At 48.0% G+C, this 22,674-nt stretch carries 25 protein-coding genes; 11 read left to right on the top strand and 14 right to left on the bottom strand.

The annotated features are described in order from the left end of the window. Nucleotides 1–101: 101 nt before the first annotated feature. Nucleotides 102–1,091 (bottom strand): DUF2860 family protein, encoded by a 990-nt coding sequence (locus tag LY387_RS16470; protein ID WP_234494878.1) that lies wholly within the window; start codon nucleotides 1,089–1,091, stop codon nucleotides 102–104. Nucleotides 1,092–1,290: 199 nt separating this feature from the next. Between LY387_RS16470 and LY387_RS16465 the strand changes: the two genes are divergently transcribed. Continuing rightward, nucleotides 1,291–2,175, top strand: coding sequence for an acyltransferase (locus tag LY387_RS16465; protein ID WP_234494877.1), 885 nt, complete (start codon nucleotides 1,291–1,293; stop codon nucleotides 2,173–2,175). A 65-nt stretch (nucleotides 2,176–2,240) separates the two neighbouring features. On the opposite strand, the gene LY387_RS16460 is transcribed toward LY387_RS16465, so the two are convergent. The 5 genes from LY387_RS16460 to LY387_RS16440 all read right to left on the bottom strand — a co-directional run bounded on the left by LY387_RS16460 (nucleotide 2,241) and on the right by LY387_RS16440 (nucleotide 6,227). After that, nucleotides 2,241–2,840 carry a thiol:disulfide interchange protein DsbA/DsbL gene (locus LY387_RS16460; RefSeq protein WP_042478078.1) on the bottom strand — a complete coding sequence of 200 codons (600 nt, stop codon included), beginning with the start codon at nucleotides 2,838–2,840 and terminating at the stop codon, nucleotides 2,241–2,243. 52 nt (nucleotides 2,841–2,892) lie between these two features. Continuing rightward, nucleotides 2,893–3,876: a serine/threonine protein kinase gene (locus LY387_RS16455; protein ID WP_234494876.1), complete on the bottom strand. Its 984-nt coding sequence runs from the start codon at nucleotides 3,874–3,876 to the stop codon at nucleotides 2,893–2,895. Between the two features lie 60 nt (nucleotides 3,877–3,936). Then, complete coding sequence (gene ccoG, locus LY387_RS16450) at nucleotides 3,937–5,355, bottom strand: cytochrome c oxidase accessory protein CcoG (protein ID WP_234494875.1); 1,419 nt, start codon at nucleotides 5,353–5,355, stop codon at nucleotides 3,937–3,939. A 246-nt stretch (nucleotides 5,356–5,601) separates the two neighbouring features. Beyond that, the gene (locus tag LY387_RS16445) at nucleotides 5,602–5,868 is read right to left on the bottom strand and encodes a YihD family protein (RefSeq protein ID WP_042478074.1); all 267 of its coding nucleotides are present in this window, start codon (nucleotides 5,866–5,868) and stop codon (nucleotides 5,602–5,604) included. Between the two features lie 116 nt (nucleotides 5,869–5,984). Continuing rightward, complete coding sequence (locus tag LY387_RS16440) at nucleotides 5,985–6,227, bottom strand: hypothetical protein (protein WP_234496147.1); 243 nt, start codon at nucleotides 6,225–6,227, stop codon at nucleotides 5,985–5,987. A gap of 236 nt (nucleotides 6,228–6,463) precedes the next feature. Between LY387_RS16440 and LY387_RS16435 the strand changes: the two genes are divergently transcribed. Both LY387_RS16435 and trhA read left to right on the top strand, forming a co-directional pair. Beyond that, complete coding sequence (locus LY387_RS16435; RefSeq protein ID WP_234494874.1) at nucleotides 6,464–7,264, top strand: sporulation protein; 801 nt, start codon at nucleotides 6,464–6,466, stop codon at nucleotides 7,262–7,264. Nucleotides 7,265–7,333: 69 nt separating this feature from the next. Next, nucleotides 7,334–7,984 (top strand): PAQR family membrane homeostasis protein TrhA, encoded by a 651-nt coding sequence (gene trhA / locus LY387_RS16430; RefSeq protein WP_419153416.1) that lies wholly within the window; start codon nucleotides 7,334–7,336, stop codon nucleotides 7,982–7,984. A gap of 16 nt (nucleotides 7,985–8,000) precedes the next feature. Here trhA and LY387_RS16425 read toward each other — a convergent pair whose 3' ends face one another. The 5 genes from LY387_RS16425 to def form a co-directional block, all read right to left on the bottom strand. After that, entirely contained in the window at nucleotides 8,001–9,446 is a 1,446-nt protein-coding gene (locus tag LY387_RS16425; RefSeq protein ID WP_234494873.1) for a TrkH family potassium uptake protein, read from the bottom strand. A 9-nt stretch (nucleotides 9,447–9,455) separates the two neighbouring features. Further along, the gene (gene trkA, locus LY387_RS16420; RefSeq protein WP_042478065.1) at nucleotides 9,456–10,832 is read right to left on the bottom strand and encodes a Trk system potassium transporter TrkA; all 1,377 of its coding nucleotides are present in this window, start codon (nucleotides 10,830–10,832) and stop codon (nucleotides 9,456–9,458) included. A 102-nt stretch (nucleotides 10,833–10,934) separates the two neighbouring features. After that, the gene (gene rsmB, locus LY387_RS16415; protein WP_234494872.1) at nucleotides 10,935–12,215 is read right to left on the bottom strand and encodes a 16S rRNA (cytosine(967)-C(5))-methyltransferase RsmB; all 1,281 of its coding nucleotides are present in this window, start codon (nucleotides 12,213–12,215) and stop codon (nucleotides 10,935–10,937) included. Nucleotides 12,216–12,305: 90 nt separating this feature from the next. Then, on the bottom strand, nucleotides 12,306–13,253 hold the full coding sequence (fmt, locus tag LY387_RS16410; protein ID WP_234494871.1) for a methionyl-tRNA formyltransferase: 948 nt from the start codon (nucleotides 13,251–13,253) through the stop codon (nucleotides 12,306–12,308). A gap of 32 nt (nucleotides 13,254–13,285) precedes the next feature. Then, nucleotides 13,286–13,795, bottom strand: coding sequence for a peptide deformylase (def, locus tag LY387_RS16405; protein WP_042478058.1), 510 nt, complete (start codon nucleotides 13,793–13,795; stop codon nucleotides 13,286–13,288). Nucleotides 13,796–13,910: 115 nt separating this feature from the next. Here def and LY387_RS16400 point away from each other — a divergent pair, with 115 nt between their 5' ends. From LY387_RS16400 to LY387_RS16385, 4 genes are read left to right on the top strand one after another with little or no spacing between them, the layout of a single operon-like run. Continuing rightward, nucleotides 13,911–14,990 (top strand): LysM peptidoglycan-binding domain-containing protein, encoded by a 1,080-nt coding sequence (locus LY387_RS16400; protein WP_234494870.1) that lies wholly within the window; start codon nucleotides 13,911–13,913, stop codon nucleotides 14,988–14,990. A gap of 37 nt (nucleotides 14,991–15,027) precedes the next feature. Next, nucleotides 15,028–16,128 carry a DNA-processing protein DprA gene (dprA, locus tag LY387_RS16395; RefSeq protein ID WP_234494869.1) on the top strand — a complete coding sequence of 367 codons (1,101 nt, stop codon included), beginning with the start codon at nucleotides 15,028–15,030 and terminating at the stop codon, nucleotides 16,126–16,128. A 2-nt stretch (nucleotides 16,129–16,130) separates the two neighbouring features. Continuing rightward, nucleotides 16,131–16,607 carry a DUF494 family protein gene (locus tag LY387_RS16390; RefSeq protein ID WP_042478052.1) on the top strand — a complete coding sequence of 159 codons (477 nt, stop codon included), beginning with the start codon at nucleotides 16,131–16,133 and terminating at the stop codon, nucleotides 16,605–16,607. 45 nt (nucleotides 16,608–16,652) lie between these two features. Beyond that, nucleotides 16,653–17,231, top strand: coding sequence for a type I DNA topoisomerase (locus LY387_RS16385; protein ID WP_234494868.1), 579 nt, complete (start codon nucleotides 16,653–16,655; stop codon nucleotides 17,229–17,231). A 50-nt stretch (nucleotides 17,232–17,281) separates the two neighbouring features. Here the strand turns inward: LY387_RS16385 and LY387_RS16380 are convergent, their stop codons facing one another. Continuing rightward, complete coding sequence (locus LY387_RS16380) at nucleotides 17,282–18,412, bottom strand: 5-(carboxyamino)imidazole ribonucleotide synthase (RefSeq protein WP_234494867.1); 1,131 nt, start codon at nucleotides 18,410–18,412, stop codon at nucleotides 17,282–17,284. Nucleotides 18,413–18,414: 2 nt separating this feature from the next. Next, nucleotides 18,415–18,900 (bottom strand): 5-(carboxyamino)imidazole ribonucleotide mutase, encoded by a 486-nt coding sequence (gene purE / locus LY387_RS16375; RefSeq protein ID WP_234494866.1) that lies wholly within the window; start codon nucleotides 18,898–18,900, stop codon nucleotides 18,415–18,417. Between the two features lie 183 nt (nucleotides 18,901–19,083). On the opposite strand from purE, the gene LY387_RS16370 reads away from it, so the two are divergent. From LY387_RS16370 to LY387_RS16355, 4 genes are all read left to right on the top strand, one after another. Then, complete coding sequence (locus LY387_RS16370; RefSeq protein ID WP_234494865.1) at nucleotides 19,084–19,641, top strand: L-threonylcarbamoyladenylate synthase; 558 nt, start codon at nucleotides 19,084–19,086, stop codon at nucleotides 19,639–19,641. 9 nt (nucleotides 19,642–19,650) lie between these two features. Next, nucleotides 19,651–20,556 carry an oxygen-dependent coproporphyrinogen oxidase gene (gene hemF, locus LY387_RS16365; protein ID WP_234494864.1) on the top strand — a complete coding sequence of 302 codons (906 nt, stop codon included), beginning with the start codon at nucleotides 19,651–19,653 and terminating at the stop codon, nucleotides 20,554–20,556. A 116-nt stretch (nucleotides 20,557–20,672) separates the two neighbouring features. After that, entirely contained in the window at nucleotides 20,673–21,500 is an 828-nt protein-coding gene (aroE, locus tag LY387_RS16360) for a shikimate dehydrogenase (RefSeq protein WP_234494863.1), read from the top strand. A 4-nt stretch (nucleotides 21,501–21,504) separates the two neighbouring features. Then, nucleotides 21,505–21,768 (top strand): DUF1488 domain-containing protein, encoded by a 264-nt coding sequence (locus LY387_RS16355; RefSeq protein WP_234494862.1) that lies wholly within the window; start codon nucleotides 21,505–21,507, stop codon nucleotides 21,766–21,768. On the opposite strand, the gene LY387_RS16350 is transcribed toward LY387_RS16355, so the two are convergent. Further along, nucleotides 21,765–22,313 (bottom strand): gamma carbonic anhydrase family protein, encoded by a 549-nt coding sequence (locus LY387_RS16350; protein WP_128649129.1) that lies wholly within the window; start codon nucleotides 22,311–22,313, stop codon nucleotides 21,765–21,767. The two genes, LY387_RS16355 and LY387_RS16350, sit on opposite strands and share 4 nt — an antisense overlap. Nucleotides 22,314–22,674: the final 361 nt, after the last annotated feature.

The raw sequence follows: 22,674 nt of genomic DNA, 5'->3' as shown, positions 1-22,674 counted from the left end.
CACCTATATTTAGTGCGGATACTTTAACGACAAAAAATGGCTTAACAACACATCTTGCTAAGCCATATATCGGTTAATTTAATGCTTTGGGCGAGCTTCTATTAGAACTCCCAGTTTAGACCAACAGACGTAATCCAATCTTTGGAGTCATAGAACTCGATGTTTGAAGTGCTGTTGTTGATACCACCGAAAGCAACCAATGAGAGGTTGTCTGAGTAAAAGATGCCTGGGTACTCATAGGCCAAGAAGGCTTTCCACTCATCATCTTTGCGAGTGACATCATCAAACACTGGGTTGGCACCGTCATACTGACGGTTCAAGTAGGTTACAGTGAAGGCAAATTGGTGATTTCCTGCCGAGATGAAGGAAGACACTTCAGCACCATAGGTATTGCTCTTCATCGCGCTGCCATTGGCATCTTGCTGGGTGTAGATCAGTGCTGGGAACAACAGAACGCCTCGGTTGATCGGTAGCATCATCTTGAACTTGCCGTAGAAGATATCGGCATTTCGGTCCAGCGTTGCCATTTCTTCGGCGGTTAAGCCCGCTCCCGATCCGGATAGTTCTGAATCCAGTCTACGTTCACCGTAAGCAAGATCGAGGCTAAATAGGGAACCAGCGATATTATCGATTTGCATACGGTAGGCGGTACCTTTCTCATCCGTGGTGTTTCGCGCGGTATTGAGGAGGTATGGGTCTTGCCAAACTTCGCCTTCAAGAATGGTTGGGAGTACTGCTAGACTCCACTTGGTGCCACCTTGAAACTGATAGCGATAGCCTGTTTCTAGCGCAAGAGTACCTACTGCTACGTCTGCTCGAGAGGTACCTAAGAAAACTTGATGGTTGGAGCGTGAGCCCCACGTGTATTGAACGTTACCTAGAGGCAGAACGAGCGCGCTGCTATTTTCTTGCTGTCCCCCATTGTAGGTACGGAACTCATCATCGGTATTGGTGAGATTTGACGTTTTACTGGCGTAAGCGGCGTTTATTGCTATCTCGCCACTAAAGCCATTACTTTCTCCTAATTTAGCCACTGCACCATGAGAGACAACACTCAGTGACACTGCTAAGACACTCCATGCCCTTTTCATAACGGTTCCTTATCACATTCTGAATATCGAGGTAACGGTTGTAATTATATGTTTATGTTATGTTATTGGTTCAGAATAAGATTGTTTTTTGCAAGTTACAACACAAATCAGACCAATAAATTAATCGTTGCGTGGGGCTTTTCCCCTTGTACAATTAACCGCCATAAAACTGTTACAAATACTTCATAGAACGTTAGATATGCTTGGATACCTAATTTTTGTAATGAGTTCGTCGCTCGTCATTCTCAACACGGCATTTTGCTCTATCCCAATTTTGGGTTTTGGGCTGATCAAATTGGTGTTGCCGTTTAAGCCTATTCAGGCACTGTGTACCTCGCTGGCAAACAAGTTTATGTGGCTATGGGCAACCATAAACCACGGCATACTGCATTTGGTGAATCCAAAGCTCGAATGGGAAATTGAAGGAATAGAATCGCTGAAAAAAGATGGCTGGTATCTGATGATCAGCAATCACCTTAGCTGGACTGATATTGTCGTGCTGTGTAGCGTGTTTAAAGACCGTATTCCAATGCCAAAGTTTTTCCTTAAACAGCAGCTGCTGTATGTGCCATTCGTAGGGATGGCGTGTTGGGCGCTGAATATGCCCTTTATGAAGCGCTATTCTCGCGAGTATTTGATTAAGCACCCAGAGAAGCGTGGTCAAGATTTGGAAACTACCCGCCGCTCATGCGCCAAGTTTAAGGATACCCCGACGACGGTCGTGAACTATGTCGAAGGGACGCGCTTTACACCAGAGAAGCAAAAACGCAGCAAAGCTGGCTTCGAGCACTTACTGCAGCCTAAATCGGGTGGCATAGCTTACACACTGGCCGCGATGGGCGAACAGTTTGATAGCATTATCGATGTGACACTCGCCTACCCAGAAAACCGTGTTGAGCCCTTTAAGGCCGCGTTGATGGGGAACATGACCAAGATCGTGGTTAAGGTGCGAACCTTACCCGTCGACGAGAATGTCCGCGGCGATTACTTTAATGACAAGCCATACAAACGTCGCTTCCAGCAATGGCTGGGAGAGGTCTGGCAAGAGAAAGATGAAGCGCTGAAAGAGGTTCATCGTAAATAAAAAAACCGAGCCTTCAGTGTTGACTGGGCTCGGTTTTTTCTACATTCGTTATTTCGACGCTAGGGTTACTTCTTCAGTAGGAAGTTAACCAGCTCAAAATACTCATCCAGAGACTGGATACTTCCAGATTCCACTAGATATTTGTTGTTTACTACTACCGCTGGAACACCAGATAAGCCACTGTCTTTGAACTGCTTGTCAAAGCGGCGCACCATTGAATCGACAGCAAAACCTTTGAATGCTGAGTCGAATTTCTTCGCATCAACACCCTCATCAAGGAAGATCTGGCGAAGCTCTTCATCGTTTCTTGGTGGTTGGTTTAGGTCATGGATACGGCGGAACATCACCGGTACCATCTTGTCTTCGACTTTAAGTGCAATCATGGTCGCGTAAGCCTTGCTCATTGACATACCCATGTTACCACCCATAAAAGAGACGTGGTTCTTTTGGAATTTCGCGTCAGCAGGGATCTTTTTCTTCAACTGAGCAATGATAGGCTCAAAGCTATTACAGTGTGGGCAATAGAATGAGAAGAACTCGGTGACGACGGGCTTAGATGACTTTTCTAGCTCCAACACTTTATAGTGTGTGCCTTCTTGGAACTGTGCGGCACTGACGCTTAGGCTGACGAGTAGCGTCGCAAAAAGTGCGATGATTTTTTTCATTATTTTCTCCATGTGTATAACGCAATCCTATTGATGGATTTCGACTAGTTTGTCACCACTGCGGCTGCAATGAAAGTGGCTTTTCGTTAAGAGCGGCAATTTGCTCCTTAAACCCCAGTACCTGGCCTTCCCAATATTTGGCGTCGTTGAACCAAGGAAACGCGAGCGGAAACGCAGGATCATGCCAGCGCTTGGCTAGCCATGCCATGTAGTGCACCATACGTAGACCGCGTAAAGGCTCAATAAGTTTCAATTGACTGCTAGGTAAGTCGCTGAATTCTTGATACCCCTCCAATAACACGTCGAGTTGCATCAGTTTGTCCTGACGGTCACCATTGAGCAGCATCCACAGGTCCTGAACCGCAGGTCCGTTACGCGCGTCGTCGAGATCGACGAACATTGGACCATCACGCCATAGAATGTTGCCTGGGTGACAATCGCCATGCAGCCTAATGGTCTCAGTGGGTTGCCAATGCGCTTCAATCTGATTAATAAGCATGTCCAAATCACTAAAGAAGGCGTTCTCTAAATGCGCTGGGATAAAGCTCGAGTTTTGCAGCAGGGTACGAGGCTGATACAGATACTCATCCAGACCTATGGTAGGGCGGTGCTCAAATGGCTTGCTTGCACCGACTTTATGAATACGACCAAGGAAGCGTCCCACCCATTCAATCTGCTCAAGGTTATCGACCTCGAATTGCCTTCCGCCTTCGCTAGCAAACAAGGTAAATAGGTAGCCTTGATACTCATGAATCGACTGTCCGTTGATAATGAGTGGTGCAGAGACTGGCACTTCATGTTCCAGTAGTTCATGAGCGAAATCGTGCTCTTCTTGAATCTGTGCGTGTGTCCAGCGTTGAGGGCGATAAAACTTCACCACATAGCGTCGGCGTTCTTCATCAGTGAACTGATACACACGGTTTTCATAGCTATTGAGGGGAAGTAGACCGGATTCGGCTCTGACTCCAATACTTTCAAGGGCGTACCACATGAAATCGGGTGTCAGGGCATCGAAGTTGAACGCAGTATCTGTCATCGTGATGATAAAAAAGGCTCGTTGCCGAGCCCTTTCCTATTATGTCGTGCTGCTAGCGAGCTAGAGCTTTTTGATAAATCGACTCTCCACTTGTACGGAGAAGTCATTACTGTCGCTCAGTATAAACTGAATTGTCGAGACAGGTGAACTTAGCTCATCAGGATTTGCACCTAGACTCATCGGCAGGTTGTACACCTCGCCAGGCTCAACGGTGATGGTTTGTCTGCCATACCAGGTTGCCCCTTCTAAACCAGAGACGCTCAAGGTGTATTGCTGCTCTTGCTGGGTTTTGTTGATGACCTTTAAGGTGTAGGTGTTCTCGACCAAACCGTCACTGTTGACGCGGAACAGTTGGTTACGGTCGCGAAGTACACTCAAGCCTGCCGGGTCTACCGCGGATACTTGCGCAAAGAACAGTCCCACCATGACCAGCAATACCGCGCCATAGCCGAGCAGTTTTGGTCGCATGACTTTGGTGTGTTTACCTGAGAGTCGATGTTCAGTGGTGTAGCTAATCAGCCCTTTGTCGTAGCCCATGCGGTCCATGGTCTTGTCACAAGCGTCGATACAGGCGCCGCAGTTGATACATTCGTATTGCAGACCATCGCGAATATCGATACCCGTTGGACAAACTTGTACGCACAGATCGCAGTCGATACAGTCGCCTAAGCCAAGCTGCTTGGGATCGGCTTTGCGAGAGCGAGGTCCGCGCTTTTCACCGCGCTTGGTATCGTAACCGACGATAAAGGTGTCTTTGTCGAACATTGCAGACTGGAAGCGTGCATACGGGCACATGTGGATACACATGATAGAGCGCATCCATCCTGCATTGGCATAGGTACATGCAGCGAAGAACACAACCCAGAACACAGGCCAAAAGCTGGCATTGAAGGTGAAGAAATCGCTGACCAGTGGACCAATGGGTACAAAATAGCCGGTAAAGGTAAAGCCGGTAGCGAGTGCAATCGCAATCCAAGCGGCATGTTTGAGACCTTTGCGAGCAATAAGGTTGCCGGTGAGTTTTCCGCTATCTTGCTTGCGGCGTTTGTTCGCGCTGCCTTCCAGTTTTTCTTCAAACCAGATGTACATAAAGGTCCACACGGTTTGTGGGCACAAGTAACCACACCAGACACGACCTAGAAAGGTGGTGATAAAGAACAGACCAAAGGCCGCGACCATAAATAGCAGAGCGAGTAGAGTGAGATCTTGCGGATAAAGGGTGGTACCAAAGAAGTTAAACTGCTGATTACCGATATCAAGCAGTACCGCTTGTCTCTCGCCGTAGGGTATCCATGGAATGATGGCAAAGAGTACGAGTAAGAACCAGCCACCGTAGCGTCTGAGTTTTTGAAAGGTACCTTTGCTCTCGCGTACATAGATTCGATTACTTGGGTTGAATCTGTCGCCGTTGCCTTTGTGGGTTTTGGGGTTGAACGTTTTGGGTGTTACATCCTTTACGTCGATTTTATCCTGACTCATTGTTGAGTGTCCTTCTTGGGCTGACGGTGCGTTTCGGACGCACTCTATCTATTCCGACATTGCATTGACTGTGTACGACGCCATGCCATTTTATGTGGCAGTTTTATTCGGTACGCAGTATGAAAACCCAAGGATTATAACCCTGATAACAATTTCATTTCTTTAAGGCTATCAACCTTTAACAACAAAATTAGCCAAGGCTCATATAAAAAACGACCCTTAGAGGGTCGTTTTTATAACTATTCGTTATTTGATGATGCCGCGAGCCTTGAGCAAAGCTGTCTTGAAATCATCCTCTTGGTCTTTGGCAAGGCCTGGGATCATTTCGTCTTTTTTACTGTTACGCATCTTTAGGTGATAGATGAGTACATCGTCGGTCAATTCTTCCAGTTTGCCATCATAGCCCGCTTCATTAGCAAGCTTCACTAGGAATTCCAACAAGTTAAGATCAGAATCTTTTTGCCATTCAGGGTGAATGAGCTCGATTAGTTCGTTGACGCGGTGACACTTCATAACTTTCTCCACAAAATTTATAGGTATTTTTGAGTAAAAGTATCAAAGTTCATTGAGAATACCAATATGTGGTGAAATGGAAGGCAAAAAAAAGCGCAGACAGACTGCGCTTTTTATTAAGCTGCTTTAACAACGCGTGTTGGCGTTGATGTCATTCGGACACCTTGCTCAACCAGGGTCATTGAAGGAGCGACTTTTTTCGCGACAGGAGCAGAGACAAAACCACTGCGACGACGCATTGACGCACTGCGATGTACTGAGTGCGAGAACCTGACGGGTGTTGGGCGCATATTTTTGTAACCTAACAAGTCAGGCAATTCCGTTGCCAAATAGTTGGCCTGACTACTTATGAGAAACACTGAATAGACTCCCAATGTCGCTCTTTTTTGACTAATGCCACTCCAAATAAGTAATCAGGAATTACGGTGTGCATGCACACCACGCATAGAATAGCAGTAAGCTTCGGTATATTCGATAGATCCCATAAAAAAAGTGGTTAATTTTTCTTCACCGACTCTGTGCGCATATCGTTTGTTTTCTCGGCAGATTTACGATACAACACTAACAGTGTCTTTGGTTATAAAGGGAAGTAAGTATGTCTTTTTTCAAAAAAACCTTAGCAAGTTTTGGGATAGGGGCGGCCAAAGTTGACTCTGTCCTGCATCAAGAGTTTCTCCACCCGGGGGAAACGGCAAAAGTGACCATTCATGTGTATGGTGGTAAAACGGCGCAAACAGTTGATAACATCAAGCTAAAACTGTGTTGTCGCTATATTGATGAAGTGGCTCAAAACCAAAACGACAACAGTAACCACCATGGCGTCCCCAAAAAGAAAGTTTCCAAGACCTACGAGTTGCAATCGTGGACGCTTCCATACGCCTTTACCATCGAGCCCGGGGAAACCCGTGACTTTGATGTCGAGCTAGATGTGCCTTGGAACACGCCCGTGACGATTGGTGATTCTCGAGTCTGGTTGGAAACCGGTTTGGATATCGCAATGGCGGCGGACCCTCAAGACAAAGACATGCTGACCGTTCGCCCCGATCCTTTGATTGATGGCATCTTCGTCGCACTTGAAGATCAAGGGCTGCGCATTCGTCAGGTCGAATGCGAGGCAGCTAAGGGCTTTGCGATGCCCTTTGTTCAAGAGTTTGAGTTTGTGCCAACCACAGGGCCTTATCACGGACGTTGGCGTGAGCTCGAGATCATCGCCTATCGAAGCGAAGATGAGCTCAAGCTGTGGTTTGAGATTGACCGCAACAAAGAGGGAGTGAAAGGTATGCTCTCTAGCTTGATTGGTCTAGGTCAACTGAAACGAGAATTGACATTGCCAAGTTCCCTGTCAGGTGAAGAGGCTGGACAACAAGTCCTCGATTATCTAGAGCAAACCACCTAAGTTTGAGCTAACACATGTTCGCTGAATGTGGCATACTCTGATTTTCTGGCGAAAATGAGAGTATGCTCAATGTCGACGATCACTTCTAATTACAGTCTACGTGAAGAGTGGGCAAACAGTGTTACCCACGGCATTGGCGTTATCCTCTCTATTATCGGATTGATAATGCTGCTGCAGCGATCGCTGGCAGCGGGTGCCGACGTCATGACCATTACCAGCATGAGTTTATATGGTGGTAGCATGATTACCTTATTTCTCGCCTCAACGCTGTATCACTCCATCCCAAACCCTAGCAGTAAGCGCTGGCTCAAGACCTTTGATCATTGCGCCATTTTCTTGCTTATCGCCGGCAGCTACACCCCATTTATGCTTGTCAGCTTGAGAACCCCACTCGCGGTGGGATTGATGATCGTGATTTGGGCGTTGGCCGTGATAGGCATCATAATGAAGCTGTTCTTCGTGTATCGATATAAGCGCGCATCATTGATTACTTATTTGGTGATGGGATGGCTGTCGCTGATCGTGATTTACCAGCTTGCCAAACATCTCGACCCATCCGGTTTGATTCTTCTGGCTGCTGGTGGCGCGATTTACACGCTCGGTGTGGTGTTCTACGCCAATAAGCGCATTCCTTACAATCATGCTATTTGGCATCTGTTTGTTCTCGGTGGCGCAGCGTGTCACTTCTTCGCCGTGTATCGGTATGTAGAGCCTGTTTAGCGCTCAGTTAAAACGCTTAGCGGCGCCAAAACGCAGGAAAGAATAGTACGATAAGGGTCAGGATTTCTAGGCGTCCCATCAGCATGCCAAAGCTGAGTAACCACTTAGCGGCATCCGGTAGAGGGGCAAAGTTTCCTGTTGGGCCAATTATCGATCCCATTCCTGGGCCTACGTTGGCAACGGCCGTTATTGCGCCAGAGATACTAGTCACTGGATCCAATCCCATGGCACTAAGTGCACCCGCCAGCACGATAATGGTCACGAAGAACATTAAACCAAAGGCGACAACCGAGCGGACGATGTCGTCGTTTACTGGCCTTTGGTTGTATCGCTGAACAAACACGCCTGAAGGATGGATAAGCTTCATCATCTGCTTGTGAAGCAGAGTCACCGCTATCTGAAAGCGAAAGATTTTGATACCACCGGATGTCGAGCCTGAGCAGGCACCGACCATCATCATAAAGGCAAAGACCACGGATGGGAGAGGTCCCCAAGCGGTGAAATCTTCCAGTCCAAATCCAGTGGTGGTGACGACGGAAACGATATTGAACATGGACACGCGGAAGGCATCGGAGAGTGCATAGCCATCTTCAATAAACAGCCAAAGAGCAACAACGGTGCTAGAGACTAGAAATAGATAACCGAAGCCTCGTACCTGTGCATCATTCAAGAGCACTCTAGGATCTCGCTTAGACAGTGCGGCAACAAAAAGCAGAAATGGCAGACCACCTAAAAACATAAACACGGTACCAACCCAATGTGAGCCCTGTGAGAAATGATTCATTGAGCCGTCAGAGGTTGAGTATCCTCCGGTGGATAGGGTGGTAAAGGAGTGATTGATGGCATCAAAAAGGTTCATTCCAGTGGCGAGATAGCCGAGCAGACACAGCCCAGTTAGCACTAGGTACACCACAACGATGTTTTTCGCGACGGTCTTGGCGCGTGGACTGCTCTTATCTGACCAATCGGAGGACTCGGTTTGGAACAGCCTCATACCACCCACGTTGAGCATGGGGAGCACCGCCACCGCCATAACGATAAAACCAATGCCGCCAAGCCATTGCAAGATGGATCGCCACAACAAAATACTCGGTGCCATATTGTCTAGGCCACTGAGTACGGTAGAGCCTGTTGTCGTGATACCTGACATAGTTTCGAAGTAGGCATCGGTAAAGCTGATGTGGTTGATGAATACGAAGGGCAGCGCCGCGAAAGCGCTGGCAATGGTCCACACTAAACTGGTGATCAAGAACATATCTCGAACACCAAGCTTAAAGTGTTTGGTTCGGCCTATAGATAGACACAAGAATGCCGCAACATGGGTGATGATGACCGCTAGACCAAAATCGAGGAAGCCATCAGTACCCGTAAAGAAGGCGACCAATGTCGGTACGTACATGAACAGGGCGAGTTTAGAGAGTACTAACCCTATAACGAACGAGACCGGGCGGGCGTTAACCATAAAATTGCCTTACAAGAAGAACGCACTCGGCTGGAACAATGCCTCAACGTCAGGCACGTATTTCTTATCAACCAAGAACATCACTACGTGGTCGTCCTGTTCGATAATGGTTCGGTCATGGGCAATCAATACCTCTTCACCGCGCACAATGGCGCCAATGGTGGTACCGGGTGGTAGCTTGATATCGCCGATAGCTTTGCCAACTACTTTGGAGGTGGTTTCGTCACCATGTGCAACGGCTTCGATGGCCTCGGCAGCGCCGCGACGGAGTGACGAAACGTTAACGATGTCAGCGCGGCGAACGTGTGTCAGTAGCGCCGAAATCGTAGCTTGTTGCGGTGAAATCGCCACATCGATGGTACCGCCTTGCACCAAGTCCACGTAGGCGCCACGCTGGATCAGTACCATTACCTTCTTAGCGCCCATTTTCTTTGCCAGCATGGCTGACATGATGTTGGTTTCATCTTCGTTGGTGAGGGCAATAAACACATCAACTTGATCGATGTTTTCTTCGGCAAGCAGCTCTTGGTCAGCGGCATCACCGCAGAATACGATGGTGTTTTCTAGTTCTTCAGAGAGTTTTTCAGCGCGCTGATAGCTGCGTTCAATCAGTTTAACGCTGTAGGTTTGCTCCAGACGTTTAGCGAGGCTGGCACCGATATTACCACCACCCACAATCATGATACGGCGATACGGCTTTTCCAGACGCTGTAGCTCACTCATGACCGAGCGAATGTGGTTGCTTGCCGCGACAAAGAATACTTCGTCATCGGCTTCAATGATGGTGGTACCCTGAGGACGGATTGGTCGCCCTTGACGGAATATTGCCGCTACGCGGGTGTCAATGTGTGGCATGTGCTCACGCAATGTAGACAGCGCATTACCAACCAACGGGCCGCCGTAGTAGGCTTTAACCGCGACCAGACTAACTCGCTCGTCGGCAAAGCTGACCACTTGCAATGCGCCTGGGTATTGGATCAGTCGTTCGATGTAGCTGGTAACGAGTTCTTCTGGTGCGATAAGGTGGTCAACAGGGATAGCACCTGAGTTAAACAGGCTCTCTTTTTCGATCAGGTACTCACGAGAACGAATACGTGCCACGCGGTTTGGTGTATTGAAGAGCGAGAACGCGACCTGACAGGCTGCCATGTTGGTTTCGTCCATGTTGGTCACCGCGACCAACATGTCAGCATCTTGTGCGCCGGCCTCTCTTAAAACGTCTGGGTGACAGGCGTAACCATTCACCACGCGCAAATCATACTTATCTTGCAGCTCTCTTAGGCGGTCGCTGTCGCGGTCGACGATAGTAATATCGTTGTTTTCACCAACGAGGTTCTCCGCTAGGGTGCCACCAACTTGACCAGCTCCAAGAATGATGATTTTCATAACATTTCGCTCTTCTGTTTTTTATAAACTCATTACGCCAATAGCATAGCCATCAATAAGTTAGCATGCTATTGATTTTTAAGTTCACTATCTAATGGTCGATTACTGCGTCTTTTGTAGAACAGCGTAATAGAAGCCATCCATATCGTGCTCACCCGGAAGAATCTGACGTCCAGGGTTCTCTTTATCTGAGCCGATAAGCTTGGCATTTGCCGTACGAGCCAAGAAAGCAATCACTTGGTCTCTGTTTTCTTGCGGCGTGATAGAGCATGTCGCATAAACCAAGGTACCGCCTACTTTCAATTGCTGCCACATAGCATCAAAGATTTCGCGTTGTAACTCAGCGAGTGCTTCGATGTCGTCAGCGCGGCGCAGCCACTTAATGTCGGGGTGGCGGCGGATAACGCCAGTCGCAGAACACGGTGCATCCAATAAGATGCGGTCGAACTGCTCACCTTGCCACCACTCTTGTGGCGTTCTTGCATCTCCACAGACGACTTTTGCCTGGAGATTCAGACGTTTTAGGTTGTCATGAACACGCTTAAGACGTGTTTCGTCACAATCAATCGCGACAACCTGACTCTCTTTGGTGCGCTCTAGGATATGCGCAGTCTTTCCGCCTGGCGCTGCACAGCAGTCTAGAATTAGCTCGCCATCTTGTGGCTGTAGATAGTTAATCGATAGCTGTGCCGCCGCATCTTGAACTGAGACCCAGCCCTTTTCAAAACCCGGTAATTTGGTCACATCGCAAGGCGCGGCCAATTTTAGGGCATCTTGCGCTTCTGGGTGAGAGGTGGAATCTATGCCTTCATTTTTGAGAAGTGCCTGATAGTCATCACGAGGTAGGTGCTGGTGGTTCACGCGCAGCCACATAGGCGCCTTCATGTTGTTGGCTTCAACAATGCTCTCCCACTGCTCAGGGTAGCTCTGTTGCAGCAGCTTCAGCAGCCAACTTGGATGACCATATTTACCTGCGTTGTGGCTTACCGATTTTTGGTCTAGCTCTTCTTGATTGCGCTGATAGTTACGCAGTACCGCATTAATCAAGCCACGCAGCCTTGGGCCTTTGAGTGCTTTGGTGGCCTCTACTGTCTCACCAACCGCAGCGTGCGCGGGAATACGCATATGGCCGATTTGGTAGAGTCCGACCAAAATTAAATGATGAAATACGCGCTGTTTGCCTTTTAGGGGTTTATCCATTAATTCGGAGGCGACAGACTCAAGGCGAGGCAAGATTCGAAGTGCACCAAAGCAGATCTCTTGTAGCAGTGCTTGGTCGCGAGGTTTCACCTGCTGCTGGCCCAATGGAAGAGCACTCGATAGCGATTGGCCTTTATCAACCACTTGGAAAAGGATATTAGCCGCGACAGCGCGAACGTTCATGTTAGTTACCTAAAATTGTGTTGCTATGAAAACAAACTAGGGCCCGTACTGGTCAGTACTGGCCCTAAATATCGTACGTGGTCGGTATCGTTATCCTAGGATACTACCGACTTCAAACCAGCTAGCTTTGGAATTAAGAACATCACTCACTGACATGGCTTTTTTGCCTGGGATCTGAATCTGCTCCAGAACCAAGGTGTCTTTGCCCGTTGCGACGTAAATTCCTGTTTTATCAGCCTTAAGAATAGTCCCCGGTGTGGCGTCTGTCGCATTCGCTTCAACGCGCGATTGCCAAACCTTGATGTTGTTCTCTTCAACAGAGAAGAAACTCATTGGCCACGGGTTAAATGCACGAATGCAGCGCTCAATAAACGCGGCATCTTGAGACCAATCAATTTTGGCTTCATCTTTGCTCAGCTTACTGGCGTAATTGGCTTGCTCATCGTCCTGTTTTACTGGACTGGCATTGCCTGACGCGATATCGCCAAGACAATCAACCAAAGCTTCTGGGCCTAACTCGGCGAGCTTATCGTACATAGTCGCGCTGGTGTCGGTGGCTTCAATTGGAAGCGTTGCGATCTTTAGCATGTCGCCGGTATCAAGACCGATGTCCATCTGCATGATGGTAACACCAGTTTCTGCATCGCCCGCCCAAATAGAGCGTTGAATCGGCGCCGCACCGCGCCAGCGAGGCAAGATCGAACCATGCACGTTGATACAACCAAGCTTGGGTGTATCTAGAACAGCTTGAGGAAGCAGAAGACCGTACGCCACGACAACCATGATGTCAGCGTTAAGATCTTTTAGCTCTTGCTTTGCCTCATCAGATTTAAAATTGACGGGCTGATAAACCGGGATGTCATGCTCAAGCGCAATGTTTTTAACAGGACTTGCGGTGAGTTTTTTACCACGACCTGCTGGGCGATCTGGCTGGGTATAAACAGCAACAACCTCGTGCTCCGAAGACAATAACGCCGCCAGGTGACGGGCGGCGAAGTCTGGAGTACCGGCAAACACAATACGTAATGATTGGCTCACACTGACCTCTCTTAACTTAAATTCTTATTCGATTACTGCTTAGCGTTAAAGCGCTTAATTTTTTCAAGCTTGTCTTTAATACGCTTGCGCTTTAGAGGGGATAGGTAATCAACAAACAGTTTACCCTCTAGGTGGTCAAGCTCATGTTGAACACAGATAGCCAGTAGATCGTCCGCATCGAAAGTGAACTCTTCACCGTCGCGGTTTAGCGCTTTTACTGTTACTTCAGCTGCGCGAGGCACCAATGCGCGAGCGCCAGGAACCGATAGACAGCCTTCTTCGATACCGTCTTCACCACGTTTTTCAGTGATTTCTGGGTTGATCAGAACCATAGGCTCGTCGCGAGTATCTGAAATATCAATCACAACAATTCGCTGATGAACGTCAACTTGGGTTGCTGCCAGACCGATACCTTCTTCGTCGTACATGGTTTCAATCATGTCGTCGACGATTTTTTGGATTTCCGGCGTTACCGCTTCAACGGGCTTTGCTACCGTTCTTAGGCGATCATCCGGGAAAGTTAATACTTGTAATACAGACATATACACTCAAAATGTTGAACTGTGCCGAATAGGCTTGGACTTCGTTGGTTCAATTCTAGACATTTTCCAACCTAAATGACAGCATCCCTTGAAACAAAGCGAAGGATTGCGGTGTATGAAGCAGGGAAATGTGCTGTTATTGAGGGGTTACATTGTTGTCGTCACGCTCGTCTTAGGTTTTCCTACTCTCGCTGATAATTCACTCACCTTAAAAGACCAAGCCCCTTCACTCTACGAAGTGAGAAAGGGCGACACGCTCTGGGCTATTTCCAGCCTTTATCTGCACTCTCCGTGGCGCTGGCCAGAACTCTGGGGAAAGAATAGACACATCCATAATCCACACCTTATTTATCCTGGTGATCGATTGTCGCTGAGCTGGGTCGATGGGCAGCCAAGATTGACTCATAAAAAACTTGAGAAGCTATCGCCGAGAATTCAAATCGCGAGCAAAGCACCAATCGCTGCAATTAACGCGATAACGCAAGCTCGCTATACACGCACAGAAGGATTGGTCTTAAGTAGTGAGCTGCGAGATTTTCCCAAAGTGATTGGCTCCAGCAACGGGCTAAAGTATGTCACCGCGCAAGATGATGTTTATATCAACTATCAAGGTAATGAGACCGATTGGGCTATTTACCGCGTAAGCCAAACATTCTCTGCATTGCAACCAGAGTACAGTATGCAGCAGGTTAGGATGGTGGCAGTCGCGAAGACGAAAACACAAAGTGCTGACATCACAACACTTGAGATTGAAAGGCTCATTCATGAAGTTAAACAACAGGATGTGGTGATTCCTCTGTCGTCGATTCAAACGCCTGAACATCTCCAATCTTTTGAACCTCACGCCGGAATACCCGTCGATGGACTTGCTATCGTTGGCATGATGGAAGCCACCCATTATGCGGTTCGAGGTCAGGCGGTGGTACTTAATCACGGGTTTGTGTCTGGTATTGAGCAAGGGAGTAGCTACACACTGGTGAGACCGGCACAGGCGTTTCAGTTCGCTCAAGGGGAGCACGGATTGACTGACACCTACCACGAAGGGCTATCACAACAATTGCCGACGATAGAAATTGGGCATCTTGTGGTGATTCGCAGCTATCCGTTTTTCAGTATCGCTCTCATTACCGAGGCCAGTGAGCCCATTACTCGCCAAACCATCGTGGCTAATCCTGATAAAACGCCGACCAGTTAATGGGCCATGCTATTGATGAAAGGTATGGATGAATGCTATGGATGATAATACGAGAGTAGCTTGGCTCCGCCTCTCCCTGTGTCCGGGAATTGGTCCCGTCACGTTCTATAAGCTGCTAGCCGTTGATGACCCGCGCAACATTGTGGAGTCAGATGAACAAACCTTATCTGCGATAGGGCTCAAGCCAAATCAAGTGAGCTTTATTCGGCGTAAGTCAGTTGAGCTTGCACATAAAGCGATGGAATGGAGCAATTGTGCCGACAACCACATCTTAATCCATCAAGATGAGCACTATCCGCCATTATTGCGTGAGTCTAAGGGCTGCCCTCCTATTCTTTATGTCCAAGGCGATGTGAGTGTGTTGTCCGATCAGCAAATCGCCATGGTAGGCAGCCGAAATGCGAGCTCAGGGGGGCTCGAAACCGCGCGCAGCTTTGCGGCTGAGTTTGTTCGGTATGGCTACTGCGTGACAAGTGGTCTGGCACTCGGAATTGATGGCCATGCACATCAGGGCGCACTAGATGCATGCGGGAAAACCATAGCGGTATTGGGCTCAGGGCTAGGCTCTATTTATCCAGCCCGCCACCGTTCCCTCGCGCAAAGGGTTGCTCAGCAAGGAGCCTTGGTGAGTGAACATCTTCCGTGGATAAAGCCGAGAGCCGAGCACTTTCCGAGACGAAATAGAATTGTCAGCGGGCTATCGCTCGGTGTCGTGGTGGTGGAAGCGGCCGAGAAAAGTGGCTCACTGATAACCGCAAAATATGCAGCGGAGCAAGGACGTGAAGTTTTTGCCGTTCCTGGTTCTATTCGTCATGCCTATCACTCAGGTTGCCATTCATTAATACGAACCGGTGCCTGTCTCGTACAAAGTGTTGAAGATGTATTGTGTGAAATAGAATCTCTGTCTAACTGGTCTAAAAAAGTACAACCAACACTTTTTGACCAAGTTATTGATAAAGAAGAATTGCCATTTGCAGATCTGTTGGCTAACGTAGGAATAGAGGCAACGCCGGTTGATATTTTGGCGCAAAAGACCCATATTCCTGTTCAAGAGGTCATGCAACAGCTTTTAGAGCTCGAATTATCGGGTCATGTTGTTGCTGTAAACGGTGGTTATATTCTTAAGGGGAGAGGCTAGCTATGATGATGGACATACTGATGTACCTGTTCGAAACCTACGTGCATAGCGATGCAGATCTGCAGGTTGACCAAGACGAACTTGAGGATGAGCTGTTAAGAGCAGGCTTTAAGCAAAAAGATATCTACAAGGCACTCGAATGGCTTGAGGATCTAGCTGAGCTGCAAAACACCGACAATCACTCCGCCATTGCGATGAGTGCCGCGACCTCGACACGAATCTACACTGCTCAAGAAATGACGCGCATGGATGTGAAAAGTCGTGGACTATTGATGTTCTTAGAACAGATTGGTGTACTGACCACAGAAACCCGTGAAATGGTTATCGACCGTGTAATGGGACTGGAAACCAACGACTTTGAGCTCGATGACCTGAAATGGATCATTTTAATGGTTTTGTTCAATGTTCCAGGCAACGAAAACGCGTACACTCTCATGGAAGAACTCATCTACACCGCTGAACGAGGTGTGGTGCATTAATCCTCCCAGCCCAATCAATTGGGTTGCTTGCGTTAAGAGAACACCATGAGTGGTAAAATCGACAATCAACTTTTCTCGGCTCATGAGCATGCACTGGATCATGAGCCGTGTCCTCAATGTGACGCTGGTAAGCTGATCCTTAAAAATGGCAAACACGGCCCTTTTCTAGGTTGCGACCAGTACCCTAGCTGCGATTACATTAAACCCTTGCATCAAAATGATGGTCATATCATCAAAGAGTTAGGTGTAGCGTGCCCTGACTGTGGCTCAGAGCTACTGCTGCGCCAAGGACGATTTGGAATGTTTATCGGCTGCAGTAACTACCCAGAATGTCATTTTATTCAATCACCCAACAAGCAAGAAGAGCCAGAGCAACCAACCCAAGCGACGGTCTCCTGTCCGGAATGTGCTAAAGGCGCGCTGACAGAGAGAAAGTCGCGCTTTGGCAAGGCCTTTTATGCCTGCGATCAGTATCCGAAGTGTAAGTTCGCAGTTAATCACCCTCCAGTCGAGGGGCACTGTCAGTATTGTGGTTTTGAGTTGTTGGTAGAAAAGAAGCGGGCATCAGGTACGGTACTTGAGTGCGCGTCAAGGCGCTGCCATAAAGTGCAAGAAAGCGAATAACAAAACGGCTCCCAATGGGAGCCGTTTTAAATTCTAGCGTTTAACCAAGCTTAAAGTGCTTCAGCGGCTGGTTTAAGTGCAGGAAAAGCGGTCTCATCTAGGAGTTCAGACAAGGCAAGCAGCTGCGCTTTTAACGCGGCTTTGTCGTCTGCAGTCACATTGATGTGACCCATCTTACGACCAGCACGTTTGTCTTTACCATACCAGTGCACGTGGCAGCCAGTCAGAGCATGCACGGCTTCTGGCAGGGTATCTTCACCCAAAATGTTTACCATTGATGTCGTGCGAATGGCTTGTGTCGAGCCCAGCGGCATATCGCATACTGCGCGTAGGTGGTTTTCGAACTGACACGTATCAGCACCTTGCTGAGTCCAATGCCCAGAGTTGTGCACGCGAGGAGCGATCTCGTTGACAAGCAACTGACCATTGACATCGAAGAATTCAAGCGCGAGTACACCCACATAGTCCAGAGACTCAGCAACAGCGGTAAACATCTGTGCCGCTTGTGCTTGAAGTTCACGTTCATCAATCGCAGTAGATAGTGTCAATACGCCATCGGTGTGCACATTTTCAGCCAGTGGATAGATAGCAATCTCACCTTGCTTATTGCGAGCACCAACCAATGAGACTTCCCGTTGGAAAGGAACAAACTCCTCGGCAACAATGGCTTGGCTGTCTGATTCAGCAATGCACTGTGCCATTTCGGTCCAGATAGCATCGACGTCATCAAGCGTTTTCAATCGCCACTGGCCTTTACCATCGTATCCGCCTAAAGCGCTTTTGAGCACCATTGGAAGGCCAACATGCTCAATAGCCGCGTCGAAATCAGCGCGTGTGTTGATGACAGCGTATTTAGCGTTCTTCACTCCGGCATTGTCGAGAAGTGCTTTCTCTATGCGACGGTCACCACCGGCTTTGATGGCCTCTGTCGAAGGTAGGAACTTGCCACTCTTCTCACAGATTGCGAGCACGTCATGTGGAATATGTTCGAACTCAGCAGTAATCACATCAGCTTGAGCGATAGCCTGCTCTAGACCGTTACCTAAAACTTCAAGTGTTAGCGGGTGAACGATATTCTCGCTACGCACGTCAAATGCGGAGATTTGAATATTCAATGGAGCGCCAGCCAGTGACATCATACGTGCCAGTTGTCCGGCCCCTAGAACCAGTACGTGTTTCATTATTAGTCCTCAGAAGGATCTGGATTAGCAAGTACGGTTTCTGTTTGTTGGCTGCGGAACGCTTCAACTTTTTCCATCACGGTATTATCGTGAACACCAATGATTTGCGCAGCTAGGATACCAGCATTTGCTGCACCTGCTTCACCAATTGCCAGTGTGCCAACCGCAATGCCTTTTGGCATTTGCACGATAGACAGTAATGAGTCCATGCCTTTTAGAGCACGGCTTTGAACTGGAACGCCTAATACAGGAACACTTGTGAATGCTGCAGCCATACCTGGAAGGTGTGCAGCACCGCCGGCGCCGGCGATGATAACTGAGATGCCACGCTCTTTAGCAGAGGTCGCGTAGTCAGCGAGTAGTTGCGGTGTACGGTGAGCAGAAACAACCTTGGTTTCATAATCCACACCAAACTGATCCAGCATTTCTGCTGCAAGTTTCATGGTTGGCCAATCTGATTTTGAACCCATAATAATGCCGACTTTCATCCGAAGCTCCTTCAAGGCGTGTGCAAATGGACTAATTTGCGCGCATTATACGAGGATTTTTTTCTTAGGAAAACGTTTGCGTGGGTGAATTTTGTGTTTTTTTCTGGATTCTCACCCGGCTTTTGAGCATAGTGCCGTTGAAATGTAAAATAATTGTTTAGCTTTTAATAAAAGGAAGTCTCGGTGGATAATTTTCAAACCACAGTTGCGGCGCTTCAATCCGGTGAAGTAATTGCTTATCCAACGGAAGGTGTGTTCGGTGTTGGATGTGACCCTGATGATACTAAGGCGATTGAAAAACTGCTGGCAGTAAAAGAGCGTCCGGTAGAGAAAGGTCTTATCCTCATCGCGGCCAATTTTGAACAGCTGCGTCCCTATATAGATGAAACACAACTAACGCAGCAACAGCTTGAGAGTGTTCAACAGACCTGGCCAGGGCCTTATACCTGGATCATGCCAGCCAGCTCTCGTGTCTCTTCTTGGTTAAGCGGTGCTTTTGATACCATTGCGGTGCGCGTGACCGACCATCAACTGGTGCAAAAGCTGTGTTTGGCCTACGGCAAGCCGATTACCTCAACCAGTGCTAACCTTTCCGGTATGCCATCATGCATGACGACAGAAGAAGTGAAAGAGCAGCTCGGTGACCGATTAGTGGCTATTCTCGAGGGTGAAACCGGCGGTCGAAACAAGCCTAGTGAAATCCGCGATGCGCGCACCTTAAAAGTACTAAGACAAGGTTAAGGAGACCCTGTGCAGCAAGTCGATAAACATCAAGTCAAAGCGTTTCTACTTCAGCTTCAAGACGATATCTGCCAAAAGCTAGAGCAACAAGACGGTGTCGCTACCTTTCAACAAGATGAGTGGCAACGAGAGCAAGGTGGCGGTGGTCGCAGTCGAGTGATGAAAGACGGCCACGTGTTTGAGCAAGGCGGCGTGAACTTCTCACACGTGTTTGGCGACAAGATGCCCGCTTCCGCAACGGCTCACCGACCAGAGCTAGCCGGGCGTAAGTTTGAAGCGATGGGGGTTTCGCTAGTGATTCACCCTAAAAACCCTTATATCCCTACCTCACATGCCAATGTGCGCTTTTTTATTGCAGAAAAAGAGGGAGAAGATCCGATTTGGTGGTTTGGTGGAGGCTTTGACCTGACACCTTTTTATCCGTTCGAAGAGGATTGCCAGCACTGGCATGATACCGCTAAGCAAATCTGTCAGCCATTTGGCGAAGAAGTCTATGCAGAGCATAAGAAGTGGTGTGATGATTACTTCTTCTTGCCGCATCGAAATGAAACTCGTGGTGTAGGTGGCTTATTCTTTGATGATCTCAACCAGTGGGGATTTGAGCGCTCATTTGCCTACATGCAGGCGGTAGGTAATGGGTATACCGATGCTTACTTGCCTATAGTCGAGAAGCGCAAAGATGAGTCTTATGGTGAACGCGAGCGCAATTTCCAATTGTATCGTCGCGGACGCTATGTAGAGTTTAATCTTGTTTATGATCGTGGGACGCTGTTTGGCTTGCAAAGTGGCGGCCGTACAGAGTCCATTCTGATGTCGATGCCTCCATTGGCTCGTTGGGAATACAGTTACCAACCAGAAGAGGGAAGTGCCGAGGCGAAGCTGTATAGCGACTATCTACAACCTAGAGAGTGGTAATTGAGCGGATAGCCACAGTTCAAATAGCCATGGTTCAACTTGGCGAATGTGTGTCGAAATGATAGTGTCGAGCTATACCTTTCGGCACCCATTAGGCAAGGACAGTAGGCACAGACATGAGCAAGCCCGATCAGTACGTTGTATTTGGTAACCCCATTTCACAAAGTAAGTCACCGTATATTCATACACTTTTCGCACGACAAACCTCGCAAAACCTAGAGTATGGTCGCCAAGAACCAGAACCTGAAGGCTTCAAGCAAGCAGCAACGGACTTTTTTCTATCGGGTGGCAAAGGGTGCAACATTACCGCACCATTTAAAGAAGACGCTTATCAGTTCGCTGGTCGTCTGACCGAACGCGCGCAGCTTGCTGGCGCGGTCAATACACTCAAGAAACTCGATGACGGCGAAATCATTGGAGATAACACCGACGGCGAAGGCTTGGTTCAAGATCTGCTACAACACCAAGTTCAGCTAGAAGGCGCATCTATCTTAGTGATTGGTGCTGGTGGTGCTGCTCGAGGTGTTCTCAAGCCACTTCTCGATCAAAAGCCCGCATCTATAACCATCACCAACCGTACTTTTGAAAAAGCACAGCAGCTCTCTGAGCTTTTTGATGAGTTTGGCCCAATTGCAGCAGTTCCAATGAGCGATATTGCAAACGCCTATGATGTGGTCATCAACTCTTCTTCTACCAGCCTCTACAAACAGCTTCCTGATGTTAGCAGTGCTATCTTTGCTAACCACACCGTGAGTTATGACATGACTTATGGTCAAGGGCTCACGACATTCAATCAATGGGCTAAGGACTCTGGCGCAAGATTCGCTTATGATGGTTTAGGTATGCTAGTGGGGCAAGCAGCCGAAAGCTTCATGTTATGGCGAGGCTTGAGGCCAGGCACTAAGCAGATCTTGCGAGAACTAAGAAAGAACCTAGAAGGTTAATCGAATGAATCAGTCCATTTTGTTTTCTGACCAGCTTACTTGGAATGAGGAAGCCGGCATGGTTGAGTTTCATGCTCAGCAGGCTGGAATGTTGATTATCTGTTTGGTGAGTCTGGACAAGCTGGGTAAGCTTAATAACTCCAGTGAGGTTTCCAAGGAAAACGCCTTAGAGCAGTTTGAAGCGGCGCGCTTTGATATAGAAGAGATAGCTGAAAGCCTCGTTGAAGATGAGGCTTTCGATGAACAGGGACGCATTATCATTAACTAACGAATGATCGTTACTTCCTGCATATAGTCATTTTTGTTCTGCACATAGTTATTGGCAGAGCGCAGCAAAAAGGCTCTTTCTTTATCGGTTAAAGGACGAGCCTGTTTGACCGGACTGCCTACATAGAGGTAGCCGCTTTCTAAAACTTTATTAGGTGGCACCAGCGAACCTGCTCCTATCATCACATCGGACTCAATGGTTGCGCCATCAAGTACGATGCTCCCCATACCCACAAGAACCCTATCTTTGATGATGCAGCCATGCAGCATTACCTTATGACCGATAGTAACGTCATTACCTATGAGTAATGGGTAGCCTTCAGGGTTTTCCGCATTCTTATGGGTAACGTGCAATACACTGTTGTCTTGGATATTAGTGCGCTCACCTATTTCTATATGGTTCACATCACCACGCGCCGACACTAGGGGCCAAACACTGGCATCTTTACCAAAGCGGACATCGCCGACGATAACACTGGTTTCATCTATATAGACGGAGCTGTCTAATTGTGGCTCAATGCCCTTGTAACTGCGAATTGAAGTCATATCAGTCTCTAAATCTGTGGAATGGAGCTATTTTGGCGAGTTATTGCAGTAATTTACAGCGCTAAAGCACAAAAAATGACCATGCAAACAAAAAATGCGAAAAAACTGCATTTAGGGTATTGCCAATGTGATTTCGATCTCTATAATGCCCCCTCGCTGACACGGGAAAGGACAACGAAATCCCCAACGAGTCAGAAGGTCACAAGCTTCTAAGAAGCTTAGCAAAATAAGTTGAAAAAAGTGGTTGACACGAAAACTTATCTCGCTAAAATGGCCGTCCGTTTCAAGGGAAGCTTTGAAACAAGCTCTTTAACAATATAAACCTATCAATCTGTGTGGGCACTCGTTGATGATAATCAAA

The sequence above is a fragment of the Vibrio maritimus genome, from assembly GCF_021441885.1.
Taxonomy (GTDB): domain Bacteria; phylum Pseudomonadota; class Gammaproteobacteria; order Enterobacterales; family Vibrionaceae; genus Vibrio; species Vibrio maritimus_B.
Note: the sequence above shows the minus strand (reverse complement) of the source record. Positions and strands in the feature narration are given on the sequence as shown.